The sequence below is a fragment of the Methylorubrum pseudosasae genome, assembly GCF_029504475.1.
In the GTDB taxonomy this organism is placed as follows: Bacteria; Pseudomonadota; Alphaproteobacteria; order Rhizobiales; family Beijerinckiaceae; genus Methylobacterium; species Methylobacterium extorquens.
This window is the reverse complement of record NZ_JAQGDU010000002.1, coordinates 932,967-953,878: the sequence shown is the minus strand read 5'-3', so window position 1 is coordinate 953,878 and position 20,912 is coordinate 932,967. Positions and strand designations below refer to the sequence as shown.

Here is a 20,912-nt window from a genome sequence, read left to right as displayed (position 1 = left end):
TTTCCCGGCGATCCCTTGAACGCTCCGGAGCCGAACGATCCTACTTGAGCGCGTCGAAACCGGGGCCGAAGCCCTTCATCGAGACCGGGATTCCGACCCCTTCCTCCGGCGTCTGGAAGACGATGAAGGTCGATTGCGACCCGTTGCGCATCGATTTGATCAGGCCGTCATCCATCACCACCTCGGCGACGCAGCCCATGGTCAGGCAGCGCACGAAGCTGGCGCGGCCGATATCGGTCTGATCGATCTTGAGGCCGAGGCCGGAGGTCAGAAGGATGCCGAGCGGGGCCTGCACCCGCAGCAGGTAGCCGCGGTTGTCGGCGATCTTCAGCACGATGACGACGAGGTTGAGGTTCGGCCGGTCTTCCGCCGCCACGTACTGCACGAGGGCGCATTGCTCGGCCTTGGCACCGGCCGGCGTCTCGCAGCGCAACTGCCAATCGTCGAAGGTCTTGCGCACGGTCCCCTGGGCCTGTGCGGCACCGCCCGCGGCCAGCACCGTCGCAGCGGTCGCGGCCACCAGCGCAAGACGGCGGCCGGTCCCAGGACGCAAAGCCCGAACCACGCCCGCAAACAGACTCATACGAACTCCGATCGATCGCTTCTCGAGACGGCGGCCGGCTCCGGCGGATGCCCCTCGCACTGACGCAGTGGAGGCGTTCGGAGGTGCCGCGCGGCCTCGGGCGTTGGGACCATGCAGGTTTCCCGGTGTCAAGCAATCGCGGCGAGGGTGTGTCGGGAATGGGGCAAAGCGGCTACCCCTCGCGGCCCGCCTGCCCTAAGGTAAGGTCAAGCTCTCGATTATCCGAGGAAACCGCCATGCGCCGCCTCGCCTCCCCCCTCGCCCTCGCGACCCTCTTGGTCGCGGCGGGTTGCGGGGGTGCCTCCGCCCTTTCCCTGCCGTTCGAGGAATCGGATTACCTCCCGCCCGAGGCGACGACGACCTATGTCGAGCGCTCCCTCAACCATCAGGCGCCGCTCACCATCGAGCATCCGCCGGTGGAGCGGAATCCGCGCGGGCGCCGTCGTGGCGATGCGGCGGCCATCGCCGGCTTCTGCCGGGACGGGGGCACCGTGATGCGCCGCGATGCGATGGGCCGGCCCACCTACCTGCGCCAGCGCGAGGTTTGCGACAACGTCGCGCCCCGCACCCTGTGGCCGGGCCATGTCAATCCGCGCCCGACTTGGCCTGCCGAGGCCGCGCCGGCCCGCAGCCGGGCGATCGTGACGAAGTACTGAGCCGGCTCCTCCGGTCGATCACACCGGAGGCGACGCCTGAGGATCGCCCGAATTCGCCGTCCCGCAGGGATCGGCCGGATTGGGGATCAGCCGTAGCGGTGCAGCTCCGAGCCGTGCCGCTTCAGCCACCGCTCGGCCTCATCCACATGCGGACAGAGTTCGTTGGTGAGCGCCCAGAAGCGGGGGGAATGGTTCATCTCGCGCAGATGCGCCATCTCATGCGCGACGAGGTAGTCGAGCACCACCGGCGGCGCGAGGATCAGCCGCCAGGAGAAATTCAGCTCGCCGCGAGCGGTGCAGGACCCCCAGCGGCTGCGAGTGTCGCGCAACGTCACCCGCGCCGGCCGCTGGCCGAGGCGCGTCGCGTAGACCGCCACCGATTGCGACAGGTCGCGCCGGGCCTCCCGCATCAGGAATTCGCGGACGCGGCGCGGCATGTGCGCCGGATCGCCCGGGACGGCGAGCGTCGCGCTCGCAGGATCCGCCTCGGCCATGCCGCGCCCCTCCCGCGCCACGATCCGGTGCGGCACACCACGGAGCGGGATGACCGAGTCTTCCGCGAACGGCACCCGCTCGGGCAGCTTGGCGAGGCGGGTGGCGATCCAGCCGCCGTGGCTCTGCGCGAACTTCTGAGCCGTGGCGAGCGACGACCGGGTCGGCAGCGTGAGCACCACCGTGCCGGTCGCGCTCGAAACCCGCAGGGTCAGCCGGCGCGCGGTCGGCCGCCGCAGAATGGCGATGCGGAAGGTCTGCCCGTCATGAGCGATCTCGATGTGATCCGGATCCGGCCGTCGCAGCAGGGCGCGCGTCATGCCCGCGAGCCTAGCCGCAGCCGGCCGCCTCAGCCATCCCAGCAATCCCTCTCTCACCGGAAATCCACCTGATCGGATGCTTGCCCGCGTCGCGGTCAGGCGCTTCCCTCCATCTCGCGCACGAAGCGGGCGATGCGCGGGGCGATGACGGACCGGAAGCGCGAGCCGTTGAACACGCCGTAATGCCCCACCTTCTCCTGCATGTGGTAGGCCTTGCGGGCATCGGGCAGGTTCGGGGTTAGATCGAGGGCGGCCTTGGTCTGGCCGACGCCGGAAATGTCGTCGTTCTCGCCCTCGACGGCGAGGATGGCGCAACGGCGGATCGCCGAGAGATCGACCAGCCGTCCGTCATGGCGCATCCGCCCGCGCGGCAGGGCGTGATCGACGAAGACGGTCTGCACGGTCTGGAGGTAGAATTCCGCCGTCAGGTCCATCACCGCGAGATACTCGTCGTAGAAGTCGCGGTGCTTCTCCGCCGAATCGCCGTCGCCGGTCACGAGGTGATGGAACATGTCGGTATGGGCAGTGACGTGGCGATCGAGGTTCATCGCCATGAAGCCCGAAAGCTGCAGGAAGCCCGGATAGACCCGGCGCATCGCCCCCGGATAGAGCGGCGGCACCACCGTGATGCAGTTCTTCTCGAACCAGGCCATGCCGCGCTCCTGCGCGAGGCAGTTCACGGCGGTCGGCGAGCGGCGGGTGTCGATCGGCCCGCCCATCAGGGTCATCGAGACCGGCAGATGGGCCGAATCCGCCGCTTCCATCAGCGCGACGGCGGCGAAGACCGGCACAGCGGGCTGGCACACGGCCATCACGTGCAGGTCCGGCCCGAGGTCACGGAACATCGCCTGCAGGTAATCGATATACGTGCCGAGGTCGAAGCGCCCGTCCAGCAACGGGACCATGCGCGCGTCGGACCAATCCGTGATGAAGACTCGGTGGTTAGGCAGCATCGCCTCGACGGTGCCGCGCAGGAGCGTCGCGTAATGGCCCGACATGGGCGCCACGATCAGGAGCTTGGGCTGCGGCTCCGAATGCCCGGCGGGCAGCGCCCGGTCGAAGGCGATCACCCGGCCGAAGGGCCGTTCCCAGACGACGCGCTCGGAGACCGGGACGACTTGGCCGTCGATCACGGTCGTCGGCAGTCCGAAGGATGGCTTGCCGTAGCGGCGGGTCACGCGCTCGAACATTTCCAGCGCGGCCGCCGCCGAGCGGGCATAGGGACCGTAGGCGAACGGATTGCCGGGATTCGCCAAGCTGTGCCGAGCGGCATCCGCCGCGAGCCGGGCCGGCGTCAACATCGCGCGGGCCGTCTCGTACCAGATATATGCCAGGTCCATTTCGGCACTCCCCGGCGCGGCCCCCGAGTCGGCCGTGCTCGCATCGATCTTATCGAATGTTGCAGGTGGAGAAATCCTTCAAAGTTACAGGGCCGGGTCACGCGTCCGTGGACGTTCACTTCGCCAGCCCTATCGTAGCCGCACCATGATGGAAGCGGCTCACCAGACCCTGACCCCGACGGGCCGCCACCTGCGGCTCGACACCTTCGTTCGCCTGCGCTGGCTCGCGCTCACCGGGCAGAGTGCGGCCGTCGTCGGTGCGCAGTTCGGGCTCGGGCTCAACCTGCCCTTCGGCTGGTGCTTCCTCGTCATCGCCACCTCGTGCTGGCTGAATCTGGCGCTGCGTATCCGCTTTCCCGCGAGCTACCGGTTGAGCGACGATTCGGCGGCGTTGCTTCTCGCCTTCGACATCGTGCAGCTCGCGGGCCTGCTGTTCCTCACCGGCGGGTTGCAGAATCCGTTCTCGCTCCTGTTCCTCGCCCCGGTCCTGATCTCGGCCACCGCCCTGCCGCCGGAGCGGACCCTGGCGCTCGGTCTACTGGCGGTCGGGCTCGCCACCCTGCTCGCCCTCGTCCACCGCCCCCTGCCCTGGTTCGCCGACGGGCGGATCGAGCTGCCGTTCCTTTACGTCTCGGGGGTCTGGACCGCGATCCTGCTCGGCACCGCCTTCACCGGCGTCTACGCGTGGCGGGTGGCGGAGGAGACGCGCCAGCTCGCCCGGGCTTTGGCCGCGACCGAACTGGTGCTCGCCCGCGAGCAGCACCTGTCGCAGCTCGACGGGCTGGCCGCGGCGGCGGCGCACGAACTCGGGACGCCGCTCGGCACCATAATGCTCGTCGCCAAGGAGCTCGACCGGCAGCTCGGCCCGACCGCCTCGCCCGCCATCGCCGAGGATCTGAGCCTGCTGCGCGATCAGGTGGACCGCTGCCGCGGCATCCTGTCGAAGCTCACTTCGATGGGCGAGGAGAACGAGGAGGGTGAGACCTTCCTCCAGACCGTCACCTTCGGCCACCTCGTCGAGGAACTGGTGGCGCCTCAGCGGGCGCTCGGCGTCGCCGTCGAGGTCGTGCGGCAGGGCGACGGGCCGGAGCCGGTCTGCCGCCGCAATCCCGGAGTGATGTTCGGGCTCGCCAACATCCTCGACAACGCCGTGGACTTCGCCGAATCGCGCGTGGTGCTCGAAGCCGGGTGGGACGCCGAGCGCGTCACGCTGACGGTCCGCGACGACGGCCCCGGTTTCCCCAGCGAGGTGCTGTTGAGGGCCGGGGAGCCCTACGTCACCACCCGGAATCGCGACCGTTCGCAGAATCCCGACGAGGTCGGCGGGGGGCTCGGACTCGGCCTTTTCATCGCCAAGACGCTGATCGAGCGCTCCGGCGCGCAGCTCCTCTTGTCCAACATCACGGAGGTCGGACAGCACGGTGCGCTGGTGCGGGTGACGTGGGCCCGTCACATTTTCGAGAGGGAGGTGATTGTGCCCCATCGCGTTGCGCACAATTCTCTGCGACCCCTAACGGAACGGGATGCCGCACCCATATAATGCAGAGAGATGACACGAACCGACGAGGAGCACCGCATGCTGACGCAGAGCGGGACGACGGTGCCGGGCTCCGACACCGCTTTTCTTTCCGATGCCGATCCCCTTTCCGCCTTCAGCGATCGCAGCCTGCTGATCGTTGACGACGACAAGCCTTTCTCGACCCGCCTCGCCCGGGCGATGGAAGCGCGCGGATATGAGGTTCATGTGGCCGAGAGCGTCAGCGAGGGCGTCGCGGCCGTCGAGACCAAGGCGCCCGCTTTCGCCGTGATCGACATGCGGCTCGGCGACGGCAACGGGCTCGACGTGATTGCCCGCCTCAAGGAGCGCCGCCCCGAGGCCCGGGGCGTGATCCTGACCGGCTACGGCAACATTGCCACGGCGGTGACGGCGGTCAAGCTCGGCGCCTTCGACTATCTCGCCAAGCCGGCCGATGCCGACGAGATCCACGGCACGCTGATGGCGCAGCCGGGCGAGCGGGCCGACCCGCCGGAGAATCCGATGTCGGCCGATCGGGTGCGCTGGGAGCATATCCAGCGCGTCTACGAGCTGTGCAGCCGCAACGTCTCCGAGACGGCACGGCGCCTGAACATGCACCGGCGTACGCTCCAGCGTATCCTCGCCAAGCGCGCGCCGCGCTAAATCTACAAAGGGCCGGCGGATTGAAACCGCCGGCCCTTTTCGCTGCCAAATCGTCCGCGCACGCGCAGGCCCGACGCATTCATACCCTATCTGTGTCTGCTCGTTCGTTCCGGGCGGTTGCGCCGGGCCCCGGCCTCGGGCTAGTTCGCCGCTCGAAGAGCGGAACAGGCTTACGCGGGTATGCGGAACCTCATCACGATACTCGGTCTGATGGTGCTGGTCGGCACGGAAGTGTTCGCCGCGGCCATTGCTGCCGGCTGGGCGCTGGCCGGATTGCTCGATCTCGGCGACCAAGTCGGCCACGTGCTCATGGCGCTGTTCAGCCTCGTCGCCGCCTGGATCATGGTCCAGCTTTGGCGCCGCGCCACTGAAGCCGAGCCGATCGGCTCGACTCGACGCCGCTGATCTTTTTCGTGCGGTGACCTCTTCACAAAACCGCGATAGATTTCCGGGATCCCGCAAGCCGCGCCTCGCCTGCTCCCGGTTCGCCTTGAAAAGTCCGGCTCACTCGCACGCGATCGAGCGCAGCTTCCTCCATCCCCGGCATCGCCGCCCCGCGCGGCGCGGCCCGCCGATTTTCTAAACGAGTGCCCGCCATGAAAGCCCGCATCGTCGTCACCTTGAAGACAGGCGTTCTCGATCCGCAGGGGAAGGCGATCGAGGCGGCCCTGAAGTCGTTCGGGATCGATGAGGTCTCCGGCGTACGCCAGGGCAAGGTGTTCGACCTCGAGGTCGCCTCCGAGAACCGCGAACAGGCCGAGGCGACGTTGAAGGCCGCCTGCGAGAAGCTTCTCGCGAACACCGTCGTCGAGAACTACACCGTCGAGATCGCCTGATGCGCGCCGCCGTCGTCGTCTTTCCGGGCTCGAATCGCGACGGCGACGTGGCCCGCGCACTCCGCCGCTCCGGTGCGGAGGTCGTTAGCGTGTGGCACGCCGACACCCAACTGCCGGCCGGCACCGACCTCGCGGTGGTACCCGGCGGCTTCTCCTACGGCGACTATCTGCGTTGCGGCGCCATTGCTGGCCGGGCGGCGGCCATGGATGCGGTGCGCACGCACGCCGCCCGCGGCGGCCTAGTGCTCGGCATCTGCAACGGCTTCCAAATCCTGTGCGAATCGGGCTTGCTGCCCGGAGTGCTGATGCGCAACGTCAATCGCCGCTTCATCTGCCACCGGCAGTTCCTGCGGGTCGAGCGCGCCGACACGCGGTTCACCTCGGCCTATACCGAGGGTCAGGTGATCGACGTCTGCGTGGCGCATGGCGAGGGCAACTACTTCGCCGATTCGGAGACGGTCGGCCGCCTCGAAGGCGAGGGCCGCATTGCCTTCCGCTACTGCGACGCCGGCGGTGCGCTGACGGAGGATGCGAACCGCAACGGCTCGCTCAACTCCATCGCCGGGATCTATTCCGAGCAGCGCAATGTGCTCGGCATGATGCCCCACCCCGAGAACTTCGTGGATGGGCTCGTCGGCGGCACCGACGGCAAGGGCCTGTTCGACAGCCTGGCGGCCTGAGGGCCGATCGCCCGGACAGGGGACGTCGCGCGGCCGGATCGCTGCGCTGACGCTCGCGATGACGGCCAGGGAACCACCTCCCCGTCATCGCGTGGCGAACGGAAACCCCGGCGCTGTCAGGGGCTCAGTGCCCCTCGAATTCCATCAGCGTGCGCACGGTGACACCGAGATCCCGCAGGCGCTGGGCGCCGCCGATCTCCGGCAGATCGATCACGAAGCAGGCGGCCACGACCTCGGCGCCGAGCTGGCGCAGAAGGTTCACCGCCGCCGTCGCTGTGCCACCGGTGGCGATGAGGTCGTCGACGAGGATCACGCGATCCCCCGGCTTGATCGCATCGACGTGGATCTCGATCTCGTCGGTGCCGTATTCCAGCGCGTAGGCCGTCGAGACGGTCTTGTGGGGCAGCTTGCCCTTCTTGCGGATCGGCACGAAGCCCGAGGAGAGCTGGTGCGCCACGGCACCGCCGAGGATGAAGCCGCGCGCCTCGATGCCCGCGACCTGATCGATCCGCCCGCCCGCATAGGGGTGCACCAGCGAATCGACCGCCCGGCGGAACGAGCGCGGATCGCTAAGCAGGGTCGTGATGTCGCGAAAAATGATGCCCGGCTTCGGATAGTCGGGAATCGAGCGGACCGAGTCCTTCAGGGCGGAGTGGCGGCGGGCTTCCATGCGGGGTGCTCGGTTGACGGCGATGCGGGACGTTCGATGGGAACGGTGGCGAGGAGCGAGGGGCGCGAGGGAGCCCCGCCCGTTACGCGGCGGCCTTGCGCAGCAGGCCGATCAGCTCACGGTGCAGCACCTCATTACCGCAGGCCACGGAGCGGGCCGCGAGCGGCTCGGCGCCGCCATCTGCGCTGGACACGAAGCCGCCAGCCTCGCGCACGAGAATGATGCCGGCCGCGATGTCCCAGGTCTGGAGGTCGCGCTCCCAGTACAAGTCGGTCCGGCCGCAGGCGACGTAGGCGAGGTCGAGCGCCGCCGAGCCGAGGCGGCGGGTGCCGCCGGAGACCGCCATCACTGCAGCGACCTCCTTGAGCAGCCGGCCATGGCTGCCGCGGCCGAGATAGGGCGTGCCGTAGGCGACCAGCGCGTCGGCGAAATCCTGTCGGCCGGAGACGCGCAGGCGGCGGTTGTTGAGGAAGGCGCCCTTGCCGCGCTCGGCGATGAACAGCTCGTCCTTGGCCGGATCGTAGATGACGCCGGCGACGATCTGGCCGTCGCGCTCGAGCCCGACCGAGATCGCGAAATGCGGGATGCCGTGCAGGAAGTTCGTCGTCCCGTCGAGGGGATCGACGTGCCAGGTGTGGCTCCGGTCGGTGCCCTCGATGGTCCCGCTCTCCTCCATGATGAGGCCGTAGCCGGGCCGCGCCTTCATCAGCGCGTCGCGCAGGACCTCCTCCGCCTTCCGGTCGGCGGCCGAGACGAAGTTGCCGGGGCCCTTGCGGGACACCTGGAGGTTCTCGATCTCGCCGAAGTCGCGCTTGAGACCACGGGCGGCCTTGCGCACGGCATCGACCATGACGGTCATGAGGGGAGAGTTGATCATGCGGTTCGGCTCGCAGCCCTGGCCGGGCGCCTTCGTTGGAAAACAAATCTGTCAGGGCTTCTATACGCCTTACGCCGCAGCGCCAGGGGTGATCGGCGCAGGGGCGATATCCGGCAGAGTCCAGCGCTGGACCCAGAGGGGCAGGCAGAGAGCGTGAAACCGTCGCGCAGAGTTGGCGGCCGCGCCTTCCAGATTCCCGTTGGTGGTCGAGGGCCGGATCATCGGCGTCATCGGCTACTCCGGCGATCCAGACACAGCCGTCTGCCAAGCGGGCATCGGTGCCCTTAAGTGAGCGCTGCGACGAACCGGGCGGTGGCGTCGCGCGGATCGGACCCGCGCATCACACCGCCCATCACGGCGACACCCGCCGCCCCAGCCTCGCGGCAGGCGCGGGCGTTGCCCCCGTCGATCCCGCCGAGCGCGAAGACCGGAACGCCGTGGGCTGCTGCGGCGCGCAAGGCGGCGAGACCGAGGACGGGACCGTAGCCGGGCTTGCTCGCGGTCGGGAAGATCGGGCTGAGGGTGGCGTAATCGGCGCCGGCCGCCGCGGCCGCCGCGACCTCGGCAACGGAATGAGCGGAGAATCCGATCAGCGCCGCGGCGCCGAGCGCCGTCCGCGCCGCGCGGATGCCGTCGATCCCGGCAGAGCCCGGAAGGTGCACGCCCTGCGCCCCGGTTTCGGCCGCAAGATCCGCGTCGCCGCCGACGACGAGCCGTCCGCCGACCGGCTGCAGGAGGGCGATCAGGTCGCGGACCAAATCACGTCGCGCGTCGCGGTCGAGATCGCGGTCGCGCAGCCAGACGAAGCGCGCGCCGCCCGCCACCGCCGCGCCGACGGTCTCAGTCAGCGGCCGCGCCGCCCCGTGGCGGTCGGTGACGATGAGGAGCGGCGGCAGCGTCACCCGCCCTCACGAACCGACGAGGCCGAGTTGCGGGCTCGACGGCTCGGCCCGGCCGCGGCGCGGGATGCGCCCGGCCAGATGGGCGAGCCGGCCCGCCTCGACGGCGTGGCGCATGGCGCCGGCCATCCGCACCGGGTCGTCGGCTTTCGCCACGGCGGTGTTGACGAGGCAGGCCGCGGCGCCCAGCTCCATCGCGATCACCGCGTCCGAGGCGGTGCCGATACCGGCATCGACGATCACCGGCACCTTAGCCCGGCGGCAGATCAGCTCGATATTGGCCGGATTGGCGATGCCCATGCCGGAGCCGATCAGCGAGCCCATCGGCATCACCGCGGCGCAGCCGAGATCGGCCAGCCGCTCGCAGATCACGGGGTCGTCGTTGCAGTAGGGCAGCACCGTGAAGCCGTCATCGACGAGGTGGCGGCAGGCTTCGAGCAACTCGGTGACATCGGGATAGAGCGTCTCGCGGTCGCCGATCACCTCGACCTTGATCCAGGACGTCCCGAGCGCCTCGCGGGCGAGTTCGGCGGTCATGATCGCGTCGCGGGCCGTTTCACAGCCGGCGGTGTTGGGCAGGAAGCGGGCGCCCTTGAGCTTCTGGAAGGTGTCCGAGCCGTGCCCCTGGAGCGAGACCCGGCGGATCGAGGCGGTGACGACCTCCGCGCCCGAGGCGCGCACCGATTGCGCCATGATCTCCTGGCTCGGATAGCCCGCCGTGCCGATGAACAGCCGCGAGGCGAGCCGGATGCCGGCGATCTCCAGCGCGTCGTCTCCAGGGGCGTCCCCGGCGGCGTTGGCCTGGGCGAGGGTGGTGTCGTGATGGTTCATGGTCAGCCTCCCTGCATGGCGCGGACGATCTCGATGCGGTCGCCCTCGTTGAGTGACGTTTCGGCCCAGGCGCTTTTGCGCACGACGCGGCCGTTGACGGCGATGGCGATGCCCTGGGCACTCTCGATGCCCCGCTCCTCGGCCTCCGTCGCGAACAGGGCGGCGAGGTCGGTCGCCTCGCGCTCGCAGGTCTCTCCGTTGACGGTCAGCCTCATGCCACGGCCCTCCCCCCGGTTTGATGCGATGACGAGAAGCGCGCCCGTCCGAAGCCGCAGGCGAAGTCCGGCAGCGCGCCCTCGGTGAGGAGCGTCGCCACGGCGTCTGCGGTCGCGGGGGCGAGCAGGTAGCCGTTGCGGTGATGGCCGGTGGCGAGGACGAGGCCCGGTGCGGCCTCCTCGATGATCGGTGCGTCGTCGTCCGAGGTCGGGCGGAAGCCGCTCCAGACCGCGTCGATCTCCATTTCTTCGATACCGGGCAGAACCCGCCGCGCGCCCTCCAGCAAGGCGAACATGCCGCCCGCGGTGACACCGCTGGTGAAGCCGCAATCCTCCACCGTGGCGCCGACGATGAGGTGCCCGTCGCCCTTCGGCGCCATATGCACCGCGTCGGTCCAGACCATGCGGGAGAGGGTGCCGGTGCGCTTGGTCGTGCGCAGGGCTAGCGACTGTCCCTTCAGCGGCCGGACCGGCACGGACAAGTCGGGCACGTCCAAGTCGCTGGGAAGCAGGCTCGCATCGCCGCTCCAGGCGCCGGCGGCCAGGATCACCGTGTCGGCGGCGAGCGTGCGGCCAGCGGCGTGCAGGCCGGTGACGCGCCCGCCCCGGCGCTCCAGCCCCTCGACCGCGACGCCCTCGCTGATGACGACGCCAGCCGCCTCGCAGGCGCGCAGCAGCGCTTCCATCACGAGCCGCGGATCGACCTGGGCGTCGAGGGGGCAGAGGATGCCGGCGGTGACGTTGGGGCGCAGCAGCGGCTCACGCGCGCGCACCTCCGGGCCGGACAGCCATTCGGCGGCGACGCCCGAGCGGCGCTGCAGGTCGTGGCGGAAGCGCAGGCGCTCCACCTCGTCGCGGCCGATGGCGATCACGAGGGTGCCGTCGGTGCGGTAATCGATCTCGCGGCCCGAGGCGGCCTGGAGCGCGTCGCGAAAAGCCGGCCAGCGGCGCAGGGATTCGAGCGCCAGCGGCAACAGCAGATCGGAGCCCGGCTCGTGCTCGGCGGCCGGCGCCAGCATGCCGGTCGCGGCGAGGCTCGCACCGCTTCCGACGCTCCCGCGCTCCACCACGGCCACCGAGCGGCCGGCCTGCGCCAGCCGCCACGCGATCGACAGGCCGATCAGCCCCGCGCCGACCACGGCGACGTCGGCACGCTGCGGCAACTCCGCCGCGCGCGGCCGTATCGCGAGGCTGCGGCGCTGGCCGATCGGGGAGGTCAGCAGGTCTGACATCGAAAAACGTGCCTTCCACGGGTCTGCCCGCAGGAACTGGCACCATGTGCTTCGATAGAAGCGGGTCCGCTCGAACGAGCGCCCCATCAGGTCCAATCCCTACGCCGGTATGAGCCGGATCAGGTTCGAAGGATTTCCGCGCTGCCAGCGACGGCGATAGCGGTTTCTCAGCCCCTTGTCGGGGATCTCCCTGGAACAGATCGGATGTGGGCCCCGGCCGGCGCGCGGTCAATCCCTCCCGGAGCCGGGAAGCAGGCAAATCCGTCTACGCTGTAAACCGGATGGCGGAGTCGCCCGAACGCAGGGGCCGCGTTCGCGGACGATTCATTCCGCTGCGGCGGCCTCCGCGGCCCGCCTCCGGCCCGGGCGGTACACCGCCATCGGCTCGTCGAACCCGTCGAGGACATGGCTTCCCAGCGGATCGGGGTCACCCCACAGGAAGTCCACGAACGGCTTCGACATCAGGAGCGGCTCCTGAAGCGTGCGGTTGAGCCGCGCCAGCCGGCTCGCGAGGTTCACGTCGCGGCCGATCACGGTGAAGTCGAGCCGGGTGCCGGAGCCGACATTGCCGTAGGCCGCCTCCCCGTGATGCAGGGCGATGCCGGCATCGACCACCCGCTCGCCCTGGCCGAAGCGCCCGACCGCGTTCGCCTCGGCCAGGGCCGCCAACGCCGCCTCCGCCGCCGTGAGCGCACTCTTGGCCGCGCCGCCGAGATCGTCGCCCGACTCGCGGAAGATCGCGAGAAGCCCGTCGCCGAGATATTTCAGCACCTCGCCGCCCTCCCGCTCGATCGGCGGCACGAGGCAGTCGAAGAACGCGTTCAGGAGATCGACCGCGCCCTCCGGCGTCCGGTTGGCGGACAGGCGCGTGTAGTCGCGCATATCCGCGAACAGGATCGCCGAGCGGATGCGACGCACCTGCCCGCGCCGGATGTCGCCCGAAAGGATCGCGCGATGCGGCTCGTCGCCGACATAGATGCGTAGCACCGTATCGAGCTGCTTGTTGAGGATGCGCATCTCCATCACCGCGGCGAGCGCGGGCATGACGAAGCGCAGGATCGCGATGTCCTCATCGCGAAAACCGTCTTTCGCGCGGGTGGCGAAGGTGATGCCGTTCTTGTTGCCGTTGGTGAAGATCAGGGGCGCGACGAGGTAGTGCGTGTAGCCGTCGGCCTTCAGCTCGGGGATGATCGCGTAGGCATCCTCGGCGGTCTCCGCGAGGTCGAGGCTCAGCCACTCGCCGGTTTCGTGCACGGTGGAGAACGGGCTCACCTGATAGGCCTTCGCGGAAACCTCGCCGTGAGGGAACAGGCGCACCGTCGAGCCGGCGCCGCGGGTCCAGACCCGGCCGACGCCCGAATACTCGGAATGAAGCGTGTCGATGGCCGTGGAGGCCCGGTCGATCGGAACGCCGATCGCGTTGAGGCGCTCGGCGAGCCCCGCGAGCAGGTCGTCGGCCCTGGGCAACCGGGCGCCTTCCCCGAGCAGCCAGTCGCGGATGCCAACGCAGCGTTGCAGAGCCCCGAACGGGACGTCCTCGGCTTCCGATCCGTCGGCGAGCGCCGTCGGTGTTGGTTTCGGGGCGTCGGCGTCGCGCATCGCTGGAAGGTGGGTTCTCGGGTGCTCAAAGCAAGGCTTCGCGCGGGACACGGCCGGCGCTTTGAGCCCATGGTGGACGACGAACGCCCGGCACGCTCCGGCTTTAACGAACGAGCTTGGCCGCATCGTGACGCGGGATTCCGGGCATGGCGGCCAGCATGGCCGCAATTGGGACGCTGGATCAAGCGATCGAAGCAAGCCGGCAATGCGAAGCGCACGCCCCTGCGCTAAGGCGGAAGCGTGGCAGGAGGACGCCTGCCGGACCCGCCGATCGATCGGCGCCAGGACCACCCGACATGTTGAGAACCGCTTTCAGCCTCACCCTCCTGGCCACCGCGGCGCTTGCACCGAACCTCGCCCTGGCTCAGGGCAAGCAGGATTTCACGCTCGTCAACCGCACCGGCTACCAGATCGACGAGGTCTATGTCGGGCCCGTTAACCAGTCGCACTGGGGCCAGGACGTGATGGGCAAGGACGCGATCGCCAACGGCGACACGGCCGACATCACGTTCAACGGCGGCTCGAACGCCTGCAAGTGGGACATTAAAGTCGTCTACAACGACGGCGACGAGTCCGAGTTTCGCGGTGTGAACCTGTGCAATGTCAGCAAGGTGACTTTGTTCTGGAACCGCAACGCCGGCGAGACGCGCTTCGTCGTCGAGTAGGCCCGACCCGAGGGGCCTTGCAGAGTGACAACGGCCGGAGAACACGTCCGTGGAGCCGTCTCCGACCCGTTTGCATCAGGTCGGCGTCTCTCGGACTTCGTTTCAACGCGCTTTCTCGCGCCGAACCGCTAACCACTTCGTCGGAAAGCGCTCTGGCTCCCAATCGATGGATGCCTCTCAACAGATCGCGAGCGTGGTCTTTTCTGCATAATATCGCGCTTGCGATTGTTTGAAGCGGTACCGATAACAGCTGGGGCTCACGCTTTCAGAGTCTTACGCGCTCCCTGGCCCGTGTCGAACCAATTCCTTCACCTTCACATCCGAGGCGGACGGCTTCGAGGGGTACCATGCGCTCTACTCGGTCGGGACCGACGTCGCGGCGACCGATGGGCCGTTCCGTGCTCGCGTAGAGGCGCATCGGTTCGGCCCGATCAACGTCTTCGAGCGGACTTTGAGCGGCGTCCGGCATTGGCGTGACGGGGCCCGCGTGCGCCGCGACGACTTCGATCACTTCGTGATCCAGTACCTGCGCAGCGGCACCTATTACGGCGGCTCCATCGACGCGGAACGCCGCCTCGCACCCGGCGACGTCATCCTGTTCGACATGAGCCGCCCGCAGCGCTCGCGGATCGAGACGGCATCGACCGTCACCGTGAGCCTGAGCCGGAAACTGGTCGAGGCGGCGGCGCCCGAGGCGAGCCGCTATCACGGGCACATCTTGCCGGAGGCGGTGTCGGGCCTGCTCGGCGACCTGATGGGATCTCTCGCGCGGCGGGCCGCCGCCACCGAGCCGAGCACGGCGGAGAGCACCGCCCGTGCGCTGACCGAGTTGTTGGCCAGCGCGCTCGGACAGGTCAGGCCCGACGACGAGGCTTCGAGCGCCCTCATCGCCGATCTGCGGCGGCGGCGCGCGGAGGCGTTCATCGAAGCGCGGCTGAACGACCCCTCACTCGACGTGTCGATGGTGGCAAGGGGGGCGGGGTTGTCGCGCAGCGCGCTCTATCGCCTGTTCGAGCCGACGGGCGGCGTCGCCTACCACATCCTGACCCGTCGCCTCGAACGATTGAGCGCGGCGCTCCGCAATCCGGTCGAGGTCCGCTCGATCACCACCCTCACCTTCGATCACGGCTTTGCCAGCGAGAGTCATTGCAGCCGTGCCTTCCGCGGCACGTTCGGCCTGCCGCCGGGTCGCTATCGCGCCGAGATGCGTCACCCGCGCGCGGGCACCCTCGGTCAGCCTCTGCCCGGCGAAAGTGCCGCCAACCTGATGTCCGCCTGGTCGCGCGCCCTCGCCTGAACCCACGAATGTCATCCCCTTCCGCGCACCCGCAGCCGGGCACCGCCATCGCCCGCGCCGGCCTCGCGGGCTGGCCGCTCGTCGCCTTGCTGGCGATGATCCAGTTCGCGGCCTTTAGCGACCGGTTTCTCCTGACGCTGGTCGCCACCCCGCTCAAGAAGGCTTTGGCCCTGAGCGATACCCAACTCGGCCTGCTCCAAGGTTCGGCCTTCGCCCTCCCCTACGCGCTCACCCTTCCGCTGCTCGGCATCGTGGCCGATCGCGGTCGCCAGCGCGGCCTTCTCCTGGCGGGGCTCTCGTTATGGAGTGCGGCGACCTTCGCCAGCGGCGTCGCGAGCGGGTTCGGGGCGCTTCTCGCGGCGCGCGTCGCGCTCGGCGTGGGGCAGGCGGGGTTCGGCCCGGCCGCCCTCTCGTTGATGACCCGGCATCTGCGCCGGGATCGCCTCGGCCGGGGCATCTCGGCGCTCACCGCCGGAGCCACGCTCGGCCGCAGCTTCGCGCTGCTTGCGGGCGGGGCCGTGCTGGCATGGCTGACGACGCGGGGCGGGCTCACCCTTCCCGGCCTCAAGCCGCTCGCCCCTTGGCAGGCCCTGCTCGTCCTCGCGGCGCTGCCGAACCTTGTCCTCGTGATCCTCGTGCTGCGCATCCGGTCGAACCGGCGGGCCGCCGCTTCGGCACAGGCGTCGCGCGGGCTGCCCGGAGTGTCGCTTCGCAGCGCCCTGGCCTGGATCGGGCGGCGGCGGACGGCGTACCTGCCGCACGTCGCCGCCGCGACGGCCGCGGTCCTCATGACGCAGACCCTCACCGCCTGGGCGCCGACCTTCTATGTCCGCTCCTTCGGCCTCACCCCGGCGGAGAGCGGCCTGCGCCTCGGCCTCCTCGTGCTGATCGCGGCACCGTTCGGCCATTTCGCGGGCGGGCTGGTGCTGGACCGGCTGCGCGGCGCCGGGCGCGCGGATGCCGCGCCGCTGCTTCTGGCACTGGGGCTGATCCTGGCCGTGCCGATGACGGCGTTCGCGAGTTTGAGCCCCGACCTGTCCCTCTCGCTTCTCGGGTTCGCCGGACTCGTCGCGCTGCTCGGCTTTACCGGTCCCCCCGGATTGGCCGGCATCCAGATTCTGACCCCGCAGCGGCTGCGCGGCCGGGTCAACGCCCTGTTCCTCGCAACGGTCAATCTGGCGGGGTTCGGTCTCGGGCCGCTCCTGGTCGGCCTCCTCAGCGACCACCTGTTCGGGGAGGCCGGCCTCGGGCTCGCGCTCCTCGCCGTCTACGCGCCCGTCGGCGCCGTCGGGACCCTGGCCGCCCTGCTCGCTCGCCGCGCGTGGCGCCCGGCGCGTCGACGCCGAGCCTGAAACGAAAACGGCCGCCCCGAAGGGCGGCCGGTTCGAGGTCCGGATCAGTTGTCGAGGAAGCTTCGAAGCTTCCGCGACCGGCTCGGATGCTTGAGCTTGCGCAGCGCCTTCGCCTCGATCTGGCGGATGCGCTCGCGGGTCACCGAGAACTGCTGACCCACCTCTTCGAGGGTGTGGTCGGTGTTCATGCCGATACCGAAGCGCATGCGCAGCACGCGCTCCTCGCGCGGCGTCAGCGAGGCGAGCACACGGGTCGTGGTCTCGCGCAGGTTCGACTGGATCGCGGCGTCGATCGGCAGGACGACGTTCTTGTCCTCGATGAAGTCGCCGAGATGCGAATCCTCCTCGTCGCCGATCGGCGTTTCGAGGGAGATCGGCTCCTTGGCGATCTTCAGGACCTTGCGCACCTTCTCCAGCGGCATGGCCAATTTTTCGGCCAGCTCCTCCGGAGTCGGCTCGCGGCCGATCTCGTGCAGCATCTGGCGAGACGTGCGGACGATCTTGTTGATCGTCTCGATCATGTGCACCGGAATGCGGATCGTGCGCGCCTGGTCGGCGATCGAGCGGGTGATCGCCTGCCGGATCCACCACGTGGCGTAGGTCGAGAACTTGTAGCCGCGGCGGTACTCGAACTTATCGACCGCCTTCATCAGGCCGATATTGCCCTCCTGGATCAGGTCCAGGAACTGCAGGCCGCGGTTGGTGTACTTCTTGGCGATCGAGATCACGAGGCGCAGGTTGGCCTCGATCATCTCCTTCTTCGCCTGGCGGGCCTCGCGCTCGCCCTTCTGTACCATCGCGACAATCTTGCGGTACTCGCCGATCTGCAGGCCGGTCTCGGAGGCGAGCGTCAGGATCTGCTCGCGCAGGTCCGCGACCTGCCGGCCGCCGCGCTCGACGAAGTTCTTCCAGCCCTTGCCGCCCAGCGTGGCGACGCGGTCCATCCAGTTCGGGTCGAGCTCGTAGCCCTGGTAGTGGCGCAGGAACTCGTCGCGGGCGACGCCGTGGTGCTCGGCGGCGCGCATCAGGCGGCCCTCATGCGAGATGAGGCGCTTGTTGATGTCGTAGAGCTGCTCGACCAGGGCCTCGATGCGGTTGGCGTTGAGCGAGAGCGACTTCACGTCGGTGACGACGATGTCCTTCAGCTCGGCCTGCTTCTTGGTCTGCGCGGAGGTGACGGTGCCGCCGCCCGTCTTCAGCTCCGTCTCCTCGTTCTGGAGCTTGCGCAGCTTGCGGTAGTTCGAGGCGATGTTGTCGAAGGTTTCGAGAACCCGCGGCTTGATCTCGGCCTCCATGGCCGCAAGCGACACGTTGTTCTCCATGTCGTCTTCGTCGTCGGCGCCTTCCGGCGGGACGGCGCCTTCGGCCTCCTCCGACTCCTCACCCTCGGCTTCCGCCTCCTGCGGCGCGCCGCGGGCATCGGGGCCGGCATAGGTGGCTTCGAGATCGATGATGTCGCGCAGAAGCACCTTGCCGTCGACGAGTTCGTCGCGCCAGATGATGATGGCCTGGAAGGTCAGCGGGCTCTCGCAGAGACCTGCGATCATCGCCTCGCGGCCGGCCTCGATGCGCTTGGCGATCGCGATTTCGCCCTCACGCGAGAGCAGCTCCACCGAGCCCATCTCGCGCAGGTACATGCGCACGGGATCGTCCGTGCGGTCGGTCGGCTCGCGCGTGGTGGGCGTCGCCACCGCGACGGCGCGGGTGCCGGAGGTCTCGGCGACCTCTCCGCCCTCCGTGCTCTCCTCCTCCTCGGAGGCTTCGCCGTTGGCCTTGGCCTCGGGGGCAGCCTCCTCGGATTCCTCAGCCTCGACCACGCGGATGCCCATGTCGTCGAGCTGCGCGAGCACGTCCTCGATCTGGTCGCCGTCGACCTGACCGTCCGGGAGGACCTCGTTGATCTCTTCGTAGGTGACGTAGCCGCGCTTCTTCGCGAGCTTGACCATCCGCTTGACGGCGGCATCCGTCAGGTCAAGGAGCGGGCCGTCCGTCGGTTGATCCTGGGCGGCGTCCGCATCGTCCCGCTCGGTTGCCTTCGTTGCCATGCTCAGCCTATTGTTCTCGTGGCGGCGCCGCAGGCTGAGCCCGCGCTCCGCGAAAGACCCGTCGCAATGTCGTGGAATGGCGCGCTTGTCGAGTGCCCGCGCCGATTCTCGTTGCATCCGCTCTAACTTGCCGTGCGTTGACCGACCGTTAACCAAGTCGGCCCCCCGCCGCCGTCACCCTAGGGTCACGCCGGCGCGAATTCACTCCTCATGAGAGACCTCCGCTTCCGCCTCGGCCGCAGCGATCACTGCCAATTGCTGCTGCACGTCACACAGCCACGCGAAATTGGCCTCGGATCCGTCCTCGGCAAGAGCTCTCTCAGCTTGGTGAAGTTCGCTATGTAGCGCGCCCGTCTGCCGGTGCAAGATCACGGCCTGATGCAGAGTCTGTTCGAGGCGCTGCGGATCGGCGTTCGGATCGAGCGTCCAGCGGTCGCCGGAACTGACTAGGGCGAGCAGCCGGGCATGGGCCTCTTCGAGCCCCGCGCGACGCAGCCGCGCCTCCATCAATTCGGCCTCCGGGGTGCCGGCCTCCGCCGCACGGTCAAGCAGGAGGGTGCGCAGCGCGCGGGCATCCGGGTTGACCAATTCGAGGGCCGCGAGAGCCTCCTCCTCGATTCCGAGCAGTTCCGGATGCGCGAGCAGGCTCATGACGATCATCGCCTCGCGCTTAGCCGCCCGCCCGCCCGCCGCCGGCACGGGGGCGGCCGTCTTCAGGAGCGGGTTGAAGCCGGTGGTGATGCGGGGCGATGGCGGCGGATCGCCGGGGCGGGGCCGGCGCTGGAACGGGGCGCCGCGCGGGCTGGCCGCACGTCCACCGGCTGCGCGCTCGGAGCGTCCGCCGGAAAATGAGGCAGGCCCGCCGGACAATCCCCGCAGGCGCCCCTCGATGTCGTCTCGGTAGAAGCGGCGCACGGTCTCGTCGCGAATGCCGGCCACCGCCTCCCGCAGGGTCCGTGCGAGCCCAGCGCGGCGCTCCGGGGTCTCGAGGGTCGCCGCCTCGGCCTCGCGCGCCCACAGCATCTCGACCAGCGGTCGCGCGGCCGAGAGCACCGCCTCGATCGCCGAGGGACCGCCGGAGCGCATCAGGTCGTCCGGATCCTGACCCTGGGGCAGCATCGCGATGCGCAGGGATTTGCCGGGCTCCAGCATCGGCAGGGCCACGTCGAGCGCGCGGAAGGCGGCGCGCTGACCCGCCCCGTCGCCGTCGAAGCACAGGATCGGCTCGTCGGCGTGGCGCCAGAGCAGGGCGAGCTGATCCTCGGTCAGCGCAGTGCCGAGCGGCGCCACGGTCTCGGGGTATCCGGCCAGCGTCATGGCGATGACGTCGACATAGCCCTCCACCGCGACGATCCGGCTCCGATCGTGCGCGGCCTTGCGGGCAGCGTGGAGGTTGTAGAGCATCCGCCCCTTGTGAAAGAGCGGCGTCTCCGGCGAGTTCATGTACTTCGCCTTGGCCTCGGCCTGCATCGCACGGCCGCCGAAAGCGACGACCCGGCCGCGGATGTCGAGGATCGGAAACATGATCCGGTCGCGGAACTTGTCGTAGGGGACGTTCACACCCTCGGGCGCCGCGAGCAGCCCGAGTTCCAGCATCAGGTCGCGATCGACCCCTTTGCTCGCGAGGAAATCGCGCAGGGCGTAGCGACCGGGCAGGGAATAGCCGAGCCGGAACGTCTTGCGCGTCGCCTCGCCCAGGGCCCGCCGGTCGAGATAGGCCCGCGCCTCCCCGCCCGCCTGCCCGCGCAACTGCTCCTCGAAATAGACGGCGGCCAGTTCCATGACTTCGAGCGCGCCCTTGCGCCGCTCCTCGGCCTGCTCGTTCTCGACCGTCATCTTCGGCAGGGTGACGCCGGCCTCGCCGGCCAGCCGCTCGACCGCCTCAGGGAAGCTCAGGCCTTCCGTTTCCATGACGAACTTGAAGATGTCGCCGTGCTTGCCGGAGGAGAAGCAGTGGTAGAACTGCTTCTGGTCGTTCACGTAGAACGAGGGCGTCTTCTCCGAATTGAACGGCGACAGGCCGCGCCACTCGCGGCCGGCCTTTTTCAGCCGCACGCGCCGGCCGACCACCTCGGAGGTGGGCACGCGGGCGCGGATCTCTTCGAGAATGTGGGGCGGGTAGCGCACGGGGACTCTGCTGGAAG

At 69.2% G+C, this 20,912-nt stretch carries 21 protein-coding genes and 1 riboswitch; of the genes, 9 read left to right on the top strand and 12 right to left on the bottom strand.

Translation table 11 applies throughout. The features are described from left to right. Positions 1-40: 40 nt before the first annotated feature. A complete protein-coding gene (locus M2437_RS05345) occupies positions 41-583 on the bottom strand; it encodes an invasion associated locus B family protein (protein ID WP_015821037.1) in 543 nt (180 codons plus the stop codon). A gap of 236 nt (positions 584-819) precedes the next feature. Here M2437_RS05345 and M2437_RS05340 point away from each other — a divergent pair, with 236 nt between their 5' ends. Next, positions 820-1,239, top strand: coding sequence for a hypothetical protein (locus M2437_RS05340; protein WP_056456722.1), 420 nt, complete (start codon positions 820-822; stop codon positions 1,237-1,239). 86 nt (positions 1,240-1,325) lie between these two features. On the opposite strand, the gene M2437_RS05335 is transcribed toward M2437_RS05340, so the two are convergent. Continuing rightward, complete coding sequence (locus M2437_RS05335) at positions 1,326-2,051, bottom strand: M48 family metallopeptidase (RefSeq protein ID WP_012605676.1); 726 nt, start codon at positions 2,049-2,051, stop codon at positions 1,326-1,328. Between the two features lie 95 nt (positions 2,052-2,146). Continuing rightward, positions 2,147-3,391 (bottom strand): polyhydroxyalkanoate depolymerase, encoded by a 1,245-nt coding sequence (locus M2437_RS05330; protein ID WP_253389584.1) that lies wholly within the window; start codon positions 3,389-3,391, stop codon positions 2,147-2,149. Positions 3,392-3,536: 145 nt separating this feature from the next. Here M2437_RS05330 and M2437_RS05325 point away from each other — a divergent pair, with 145 nt between their 5' ends. The 5 genes from M2437_RS05325 (at position 3,537) to purQ (ending at position 7,086) form a co-directional block, all read left to right on the top strand. After that, entirely contained in the window at positions 3,537-4,931 is a 1,395-nt protein-coding gene (locus M2437_RS05325; protein WP_253389583.1) for an ActS/PrrB/RegB family redox-sensitive histidine kinase, read from the top strand. A 36-nt stretch (positions 4,932-4,967) separates the two neighbouring features. Further along, positions 4,968-5,570, top strand: a complete 603-nt coding sequence (locus M2437_RS05320; RefSeq protein WP_003604522.1) for an ActR/PrrA/RegA family redox response regulator transcription factor — start codon at positions 4,968-4,970, stop codon at positions 5,568-5,570. Positions 5,571-5,750: 180 nt separating this feature from the next. Further along, entirely contained in the window at positions 5,751-5,975 is a 225-nt protein-coding gene (locus tag M2437_RS05315) for a hypothetical protein (protein ID WP_015821040.1), read from the top strand. Positions 5,976-6,166: 191 nt separating this feature from the next. Further along, entirely contained in the window at positions 6,167-6,406 is a 240-nt protein-coding gene (purS, locus tag M2437_RS05310; protein ID WP_012252363.1) for a phosphoribosylformylglycinamidine synthase subunit PurS, read from the top strand. Then, on the top strand, positions 6,406-7,086 hold the full coding sequence (gene purQ / locus M2437_RS05305) for a phosphoribosylformylglycinamidine synthase subunit PurQ (protein ID WP_253389582.1): 681 nt from the start codon (positions 6,406-6,408) through the stop codon (positions 7,084-7,086). The genes purS and purQ overlap by 1 nt, the downstream gene beginning before the upstream one ends. 124 nt (positions 7,087-7,210) lie before the next feature. Here the strand turns inward: purQ and M2437_RS05300 are convergent, their stop codons facing one another. The 7 genes from M2437_RS05300 to M2437_RS05270 all read right to left on the bottom strand — a co-directional run bounded on the left by M2437_RS05300 (position 7,211) and on the right by M2437_RS05270 (position 13,409). Further along, positions 7,211-7,756, bottom strand: coding sequence for an adenine phosphoribosyltransferase (locus tag M2437_RS05300; protein WP_003604529.1), 546 nt, complete (start codon positions 7,754-7,756; stop codon positions 7,211-7,213). Positions 7,757-7,838: 82 nt separating this feature from the next. Beyond that, positions 7,839-8,633 carry an inositol monophosphatase family protein gene (locus tag M2437_RS05295; RefSeq protein WP_003604530.1) on the bottom strand — a complete coding sequence of 265 codons (795 nt, stop codon included), beginning with the start codon at positions 8,631-8,633 and terminating at the stop codon, positions 7,839-7,841. A 284-nt stretch (positions 8,634-8,917) separates the two neighbouring features. After that, entirely contained in the window at positions 8,918-9,535 is a 618-nt protein-coding gene (locus M2437_RS05290; protein WP_253389581.1) for a thiamine phosphate synthase, read from the bottom strand. A gap of 6 nt (positions 9,536-9,541) precedes the next feature. Then, positions 9,542-10,363 (bottom strand): thiazole synthase, encoded by an 822-nt coding sequence (locus M2437_RS05285; RefSeq protein WP_253389580.1) that lies wholly within the window; start codon positions 10,361-10,363, stop codon positions 9,542-9,544. A 2-nt stretch (positions 10,364-10,365) separates the two neighbouring features. Continuing rightward, entirely contained in the window at positions 10,366-10,578 is a 213-nt protein-coding gene (gene thiS / locus M2437_RS05280; RefSeq protein WP_012605683.1) for a sulfur carrier protein ThiS, read from the bottom strand. Then, positions 10,575-11,810, bottom strand: coding sequence for a glycine oxidase ThiO (gene thiO, locus M2437_RS05275; RefSeq protein WP_253389579.1), 1,236 nt, complete (start codon positions 11,808-11,810; stop codon positions 10,575-10,577). The genes thiS and thiO overlap by 4 nt, the downstream gene beginning before the upstream one ends. Before the next feature lie 78 nt (positions 11,811-11,888). After that, positions 11,889-12,011, bottom strand: a riboswitch (TPP riboswitch). 123 nt (positions 12,012-12,134) lie between these two features. Next, complete coding sequence (locus M2437_RS05270) at positions 12,135-13,409, bottom strand: adenylate/guanylate cyclase domain-containing protein (protein WP_003604495.1); 1,275 nt, start codon at positions 13,407-13,409, stop codon at positions 12,135-12,137. A 296-nt stretch (positions 13,410-13,705) separates the two neighbouring features. Here M2437_RS05270 and M2437_RS05265 point away from each other — a divergent pair, with 296 nt between their 5' ends. The 3 genes from M2437_RS05265 (at position 13,706) to M2437_RS05255 (ending at position 16,723) form a co-directional block, all read left to right on the top strand. Beyond that, positions 13,706-14,074, top strand: a complete 369-nt coding sequence (locus tag M2437_RS05265; protein ID WP_015821046.1) for a hypothetical protein — start codon at positions 13,706-13,708, stop codon at positions 14,072-14,074. A 487-nt stretch (positions 14,075-14,561) separates the two neighbouring features. Beyond that, positions 14,562-15,371, top strand: coding sequence for a helix-turn-helix domain-containing protein (locus tag M2437_RS05260; RefSeq protein WP_499006512.1), 810 nt, complete (start codon positions 14,562-14,564; stop codon positions 15,369-15,371). 8 nt (positions 15,372-15,379) lie between these two features. Beyond that, the gene (locus M2437_RS05255; protein ID WP_253389577.1) at positions 15,380-16,723 is read left to right on the top strand and encodes an MFS transporter; all 1,344 of its coding nucleotides are present in this window, start codon (positions 15,380-15,382) and stop codon (positions 16,721-16,723) included. A 44-nt stretch (positions 16,724-16,767) separates the two neighbouring features. Here M2437_RS05255 and rpoD read toward each other — a convergent pair whose 3' ends face one another. Both rpoD and dnaG read right to left on the bottom strand, forming a co-directional pair. Then, the gene (gene rpoD, locus M2437_RS05250) at positions 16,768-18,768 is read right to left on the bottom strand and encodes an RNA polymerase sigma factor RpoD (protein WP_003604502.1); all 2,001 of its coding nucleotides are present in this window, start codon (positions 18,766-18,768) and stop codon (positions 16,768-16,770) included. A gap of 201 nt (positions 18,769-18,969) precedes the next feature. Further along, entirely contained in the window at positions 18,970-20,895 is a 1,926-nt protein-coding gene (dnaG, locus tag M2437_RS05245; RefSeq protein ID WP_253389576.1) for a DNA primase, read from the bottom strand. Between the last annotated feature and the right edge of the window lie 17 nt (positions 20,896-20,912).